Annotated in this window: 4 protein-coding genes and 1 pseudogene; 2 read left to right on the top strand and 3 right to left on the bottom strand. The window is 64.4% G+C overall.

Going from position 1 to position 6,518, the window contains the following annotated elements:
* Window positions 1-147: 147 nt before the first annotated feature.
* Window positions 148-975, bottom strand: coding sequence for an IS21-like element helper ATPase IstB (gene istB, locus ACFWU5_RS28990; protein ID WP_379242528.1), 828 nt, complete (start codon window positions 973-975; stop codon window positions 148-150).
* Window positions 976-995: 20 nt separating this feature from the next.
* Window positions 996-2,138: an IS21 family transposase gene (locus tag ACFWU5_RS28985; protein ID WP_379270063.1), complete on the bottom strand. Its 1,143-nt coding sequence runs from the start codon at window positions 2,136-2,138 to the stop codon at window positions 996-998.
* A gap of 95 nt (window positions 2,139-2,233) precedes the next feature.
* Here ACFWU5_RS28985 and ACFWU5_RS28980 point away from each other — a divergent pair, with 95 nt between their 5' ends.
* Window positions 2,234-3,475, top strand: a complete 1,242-nt coding sequence (locus ACFWU5_RS28980; protein ID WP_379270061.1) for a tyrosine-type recombinase/integrase — start codon at window positions 2,234-2,236, stop codon at window positions 3,473-3,475.
* Complete coding sequence (locus ACFWU5_RS28975; protein WP_379270059.1) at window positions 3,472-5,973, top strand: tyrosine-type recombinase/integrase; 2,502 nt, start codon at window positions 3,472-3,474, stop codon at window positions 5,971-5,973. The genes ACFWU5_RS28980 and ACFWU5_RS28975 overlap by 4 nt, the downstream gene beginning before the upstream one ends.
* A 46-nt stretch (window positions 5,974-6,019) precedes the next feature.
* On the opposite strand, the pseudogene ACFWU5_RS28970 reads toward ACFWU5_RS28975, so the two are convergent.
* A pseudogene (locus tag ACFWU5_RS28970) lies at window positions 6,020-6,379 on the bottom strand (IS21 family transposase); the annotation flags it as partial.
* Window positions 6,380-6,518 lie beyond the last annotated feature (139 nt).

Genomic DNA, 6,518 nt, shown 5'->3' with positions numbered 1-6,518 from the left:
TGTCAATGGCCATGTAGGTCTCCCCGCTCGCGGTCACGAAACATGACACATTCGCGGACACTAAAACTCCCCAGCGAGTGGGGAATTCCATTGACCGCGGTCATGAGATCTCCCCGTGAACACGACCCGGCAGGACGGGTGTTTCGCTCAGGTGAGCGCGACGACTCCGTTGCCCGAGACAGCTTCGGAAAGCCGGTGGCTGTCGCCGTCGGTGACCACGACGTGTGCGTGGTGAAGGAGACGATCAACGGTCGCCGTGGCCAAGGTCTTGGGCATGATCTCGTCGAAACCCGAAGGATGCAGGTTCGATGAAACAGCCAGGCTCTTGCGCTCGTAAGCGGCGTCGACGAGCCGATAGAAGCCCTCGGCCGCGTCCGCCGAGACCGGCAAAAGCCCGATGTCGTCAACGATCACGAGATCGGTGCGGGTCAGCCGCGCGAAGGCCTTGCTGACCGAGTCATCGACGCGGTGACGACGAACAAGCCCGCCCAGGTCTTCGATGGTGAACCACGCCACCGTCATGCCGGCATCGATCGCTGCTTGGCCCAACGCCTCGGTGAAATGACTCTTCCCAGTGCCCGAAGGCCCACAGACACAAAGGTTTTCGCGTCTGCCGATCCATTCCAACGTCCGCAACGACGACTGCGTCGGGACCGGGATCGAGGACGCGCCCTCGTTCCAGATATGGAACGTCTTCCCGGTCGGGAATTGGGCCCGTTGGCGGCGAGTCCGCAGATTCGAGGCCGCCCGCCCTGCGGCTTCTTCGGCCAACAGCACCCGCATCACTTCGGCGGGGTCCCATCGTTGGGCTTTCGCGGTAGGGATGACCTCGGTCATCGCTCGCCGAATATGGGGCAGTTTCAACGTTTTCGTCAACGCGATCGCTTCGTCGAACGCCGAGGAACCCAACGTCGCGGCGGTCGCGGTCGCGGGAGCTTTCAACCGCGCTGGCGCGGGGGCTTCAAGAGTTGTCATCAGTGTCCTCAATTCGGTGATCAACGAAGGTCGGGGTGGGTGTCATCAGCGGCGCGGCGGCCGAAGCCGGACCAGCCGCCGGTGCCTGGTTGCAGGCTGTGGTCCTCGCCCGCGCGCGAGGTTTCGGCAGGTCCGTCATTGAATTGTTGGTGGTCCATAATCGAGCGCAGGTCACCGTCGGTGAACCGGCCCGCCATGGCGGCGGTGCCCAACGCTCGATCGACCGCGGTCGTGCCGCGTAGCTTCGCCAACGCGACCGCCTCGGCCATCTTCGAGGCGATCCCGCGCGTGCCCTCAGCGGCGGCCTCTTCCAACCACGCCGCCGCGCCCGGCCCGATCTGCAGGAACGCTTCCTCAGCCGCTGTCTGCGGTTTCGGAACACGCAGCCCGCGAGGTGCGTCGGGGTAGTGCTCGTCCAAGATCACCGGATTGCCTGGTGTTGATCGCTGGTGGCGGGCGATCTGGACTGGAACACCGTCGATGATCGCGGTCACGACCAGCTGATCACCGTGCCAACGAATGAACACCTGTCGCCCCGCGTGGGAATGGGGCACCGAGTAACGGACCTGTTCGACCTGGATCGTGGAGTCTTTCGGGTGAACCTGCCGGGTCAGGCCCAGGGCCGCGGTGTAGGGGTGTTCGGGTAGCTGGTGCAGTCGGAACCGTTCCTCGCCCAGCATCTCGATCGGCGCCCGGCGGGTCTCGCGGTGAACCCGGCCGTTGACCTCGGCCATGAACTCGTCGCAGGCCTGTTCGATCTCAGCGAAAGAGTTATAGGCCGGGCGAAGGTTTGTCGCGGTCGGGACGAGGTCGCGTTTGGCGATCTTGACCGCGTTCTCCACCCCGCCCTTCGACGCTGGATCAGCGGGCATGCACGTGCGGATCACTGTTCCGTAGAACCGTCCGATCGGGACGATATCGGGATTGCGGACCGCGATTTTCGCGATATGGGTGGTGGTCACGGTCTTCTCGTTATCGGTCAAGCAATAGGTCGGGACCCCGCCGAACGCGCGAAACGTTTGGTCCAAACACGCGGCGATCGTGGGAATTGTCTTGTCCTGCACCGCGATAACGACGCGGAACCGCGACCACGACAACCACGCGCACCACAACGAGGTTCGCTGATCACCGAGTTTGGGGCCCTCACCCCAATCCCACTGCATCCATAAACCAGGTTCGGGTGTGTTGACTGAACTACCCGGCGTTCGGTGATGATTCGGCGGACTTGGAGCTCCGGGCTGTGGTTGGGTTCGGTCCCGTGTCTGAATCACAGGATGCTCCACGGGATTTGACGGCGCTGAGTGTGGCGCGGATGGGTCGGTTGGCCGCGACGGGTGATCCATGGGAGCCGCATCAGCTGCTCACCGCGTCGGGTGAGGTGGTGGTGTCTGTCGCGGCGTTCTTCGGCGAGCTGCAGGCCGCGGGTCGGTCGGCAGCGACGCAGCGCTCGTATGGGATGGATCTGCTGCGGTGGTTCCGGTTTCTGTGGTCGGTCGAGGTCGAATGGCAGCGAGCGTCCCGGGACGAGGCCCGCGACTTCTCGCGGTGGATCCAGATCACGACGAAACCTGCTCGCCCGCATTGGCGTTCGCCGGACAAGCCTGCGGTGGTGCGGCCGAAACCGACGAACCCGGTGACGGGCAAACGTCCGCCTGGGCGTGTCTATGCGCCCTCGACGATCGCGCATTGCGAGACGGTGCTGCGCAGCTTCTATGCCTTTCACCTGGAAGCCGGGACCGGGCCACTGGTCAACCCGTTCCCGCTGGCGCGGGCCCGGCGGGCACATGCCCATCACAACCCGATGGACCGGTTCGAGCCGCAACGCAGCGGTCTTTATCGGCCGCGGCAACCGAAACGGATCCCCCGCCAGATCGCCGACGAGGTGTTCAACGACCTGTTCACCCGCCTGTCCAGCGACCGTGACCGCGCACTGGTGGCCTTCTGGGTGTCGACCGGTGCGCGAGCTGCGGAACTGCTGGGAGTGCTGAACGGCGGAGCCGACCCTGGGCAGCAGCTGATCACGGTGGTGCGCAAGGGATCTCGCGCGTTGCAGCAGCTACCGGCCTCGCCGGATGCGTTCGTGTGGCTGCGGCTGTACCAGCAACAGATTCACGGCTTGGTGCCCACCGGGCCAGACGATCCGGTTTGGTGGACGCTGAGGCGGCCGTTCCGGCCGCTGAACTACCACGCCGCCCGGGCGATGTTCGTGCGCGCCAACAACTTACTCGGGTCGAACCATTCGCTGCACGAACTGCGACACACCGCGGCCTATCGGCTCGCTCGCGATCCCGACATGCCAATCACCGACGTCCAATGGGTGCTCGGTCACGCCTCACTGACCACCACGCAGATCTATACGACCCCGACCGCAGCCGATGTCGTCGACTCGGTGCTGGCTCACCACCAGCGCCGAACCCAACCCCAACAACCCACCGAGGAAACGACATTGCGGTATCGGCAGGAAAGCCTGGACGTGCTGTTCGGACGGAGGAGGCCATGACGTCCATGACGACGGTTCCGCCGCCGACTGCGGCGCGGACCTGGCAGATCAGTAGCGAGGCCCGCTCCCTGCTGGAGAAGTTTCCGCCGCGACCGGTCCCGATCAGTTGGCCCAGATCACGGCAGACACGCGAAGCGGTCGAATACCGGCTGGCTCGGCCACCATTCCGCGTCGACGATTCGTCGATCCGCTGCCACCGGAAGATATCGCTCGAGACAGTTCTGGACTGGCTCGAGCTCTATCCCGGCGCCTCCTGGCAGCAGCGATGGAATGCCACCGGTATTGGGAGTGACGGTCACAGCGACTGGCGGGCCAAGCTCATTGCCGATCTCGACGCAGCAGGGCTGCTGGATCGTCGCCGGGACTACGTCCGAAACGTTTTGGGGATGGGCATGATTCAGCTCATCGGCGCCGACTACGTTCGGCCGCCGCTGGGCTGGCTGATGGCAACGAGGTCACCGGTTCGAATCGCCAACGAGATGGCCAAGGTCCGCGATCCCAACGGCCTCGCTGAATTGCGGGCCGCTCGGCTGGCCAACACGGTCGGCGATGCCACTATGCTGCCCGCGATCGAGAAGATCGCGCTGATCATGGCCGCCAAGGGCGGCGTGGTCGGTGATGTCGCCGTCGGCGACTGCCTGGAAACGATGCAAATCAGCAGGAAGGTGTTCCCGGGGCCGACGCGTTCGAGCCGACACAGCCCGGTCTTCTATCAATTGCTGCACTCTCTCGGGTATTTCGCTGCCGACGCCCCGGCCACGATTCGCATGTTCAGCCCGGTGTTCGCGGGCCGGGCAACAGTCGAGCAGCTGGTCGACCGCTATCACGTGTCCTGTCGGCCGGTCCGAGATCTACTGGTGGACTATCTGCGGGAACGGCAACCGGGAATCGACTACAACACGTTGACCAGCCTGGCCACCGCATTGGCGTTGTGGTTTTGGAAAGACCTCGAACGTCATCACCCAGGCATCGGTTCGCTGCAGCTGACAGCTGAGACCGCTGCCGGTTGGAAGCAGCGGATCCGGACCAGGGTCGTCCGCATCACCGACGAGCACGGCAATGTCGCGGAGACCACGACGGACCGCGCCGGTGCCGACGACGTGCTGATGACGGTTCGCAGCTTCTATCTCGACCTGTCGCAATGGGCGCTCGACGACCCCGCTCGCTGGGGGCCGTGGGCAGTGCCATGCCCGATCAAAGCCGGCGACGTCCAGCACAAGAAGATGAAATCGCGGCAGAAGGCGCGCATGGACCAGCGCACCCGCGAACGCTTGCCGATGCTGCCCGCCCTGGTCGCAGCCGTCGACCGCGAACGCGTCAATGCCGCAGCCCGATTGGAATGCGCGGCCAACGCAGAGCCTGGCGAGCCCTTCACCGTCGACGGGCTCACCCTGCACCGCGCGGTCATGGGCCGACACTCCCGCCGCGTCTGGGCTGACGATCCCGCCACCGGTCGCCGCCGGGACCTGACCCGCGAGGAAGACAACGCGTTCTGGGCTTGGGCTGCGGTCGAGGTGCTGCGCATGACCGGGATCCGGGTCGAGGAACTGACCGAGCTGACCCACCACAGCCTGGTCCAATACCGGACTCCGAAAACCGGTGAACTTGTTCCGCTGCTTCAGATTCCGCCATCGAAGACCGATGAGGAACGGCTACTGGTCATCGCGCCCGAGCTGGCCGACGTCCTCTCAGCGATCATTTGTCGCGTCCGCAACGACGACGGCAGTGTCCCGCTCGTCGTCGCCTACGACCACCACGAGAAGATCTGGAACCCGTCGATGCCGCTATTGTTCCAACGCGCCGTCAGCCTCGAAGCCCGCCCGATCCCCATCAGCGGCATCCGCGAACTGCTGACCGGTGCCCTGACCCGAAGCGGAATCACCGACGCTAGCGGCAAACCGCTGACATGGGCCCCGCACGACTTCCGCAGGGTATTCACCACGGAGGCGATCATGAACGGAATGCCGCCACATATCGCGCAAATTCTGTTGGGGCACAAGGACATCAACACCACGATGGGATACAAAGCCGTCTACCCGGAGGAAGCGATCAACGGCCATCGGGCCTTCATCGCCCGCCGCCGCGGCTTGCGCCCCAGCGAAGAATACCGGCAACCGACCGAGGCCGAATGGGACGAATTTCTCGGCCATTTCGAACGCCGCCGCGTCGCTCTCGGCGACTGCGGCAGAGCATGGGGAACCAGTTGCATCCACGAACACAGCTGCGTCCGCTGCCCGCTACTGCGGGTCGACCCCGTTCAGCGGCAACGACTCACTGACATTCGCGACAACCTCGTCGCCCGCATCGCCGAGGCTGAACGCGAAGGTTGGTTCGGCGAAGCGGAAGGACTCCGCGTCAGCCTCGCCGCCGCCAGGGACAAACTCACTCAGATCGACAAAACCCTCACTCGACACACCACCGCAGTCACTCTCGGGATCCCCAGCTACCGGGAACTTGCTGGGCGAACCACCAACGCTCAACCGGGAAATCGACCCTGAACAGCGATCTTCTTACTGAAATCCGGCTCGACGGCTAGTTCAGAGAAGTCACCCAGGGCCGGTGGACTCGGCGGTGGCCTCCTCGGAACGACTCTTTCGCCGCGGCGACCGCGCGCCTGGTCGTGCGGGCAGTGCCGGTGAATCCCATCGCGACCAGCTTCTTGTGGACCTGGTCGGCACCGATTCGCCCGTGAGAGGCCTCGATCAGTTCCTCGACCTTGGGCATGTACGCGTCGATCAGTTTCGTGCGTGGGAGCCGGACCGCGGGATCGATCCCGGTCCCGCGCAGCTGCACGTAGCGTCGGACGGTGTGGTGATCGCAGCCGGCCAACTCGGCGGCTTTGCGGTAACTGCCCGTCAAATCGTAGGCAGCCAGAATCTCCATGATCTCCTCATTCGTCTTCACGAGCGGCCATTTTCCAAGTAGCTGGACGGCTGCTCATGACTGGGTGGGGAACTTAGATGTCCATCACCGGGGAGCTTTCATGTCCGCGATTGGGGATGCTTCGAGACCGCGATTGGGGACTATTCCATGTCCGCTGACA

The sequence above is a fragment of the Nocardia sp. NPDC058640 genome, assembly GCF_042716995.1.
In the GTDB taxonomy this organism is placed as follows: domain Bacteria; phylum Actinomycetota; class Actinomycetes; order Mycobacteriales; family Mycobacteriaceae; genus Nocardia.
This window is presented reverse-complemented; position numbering and strand designations above follow the sequence as displayed.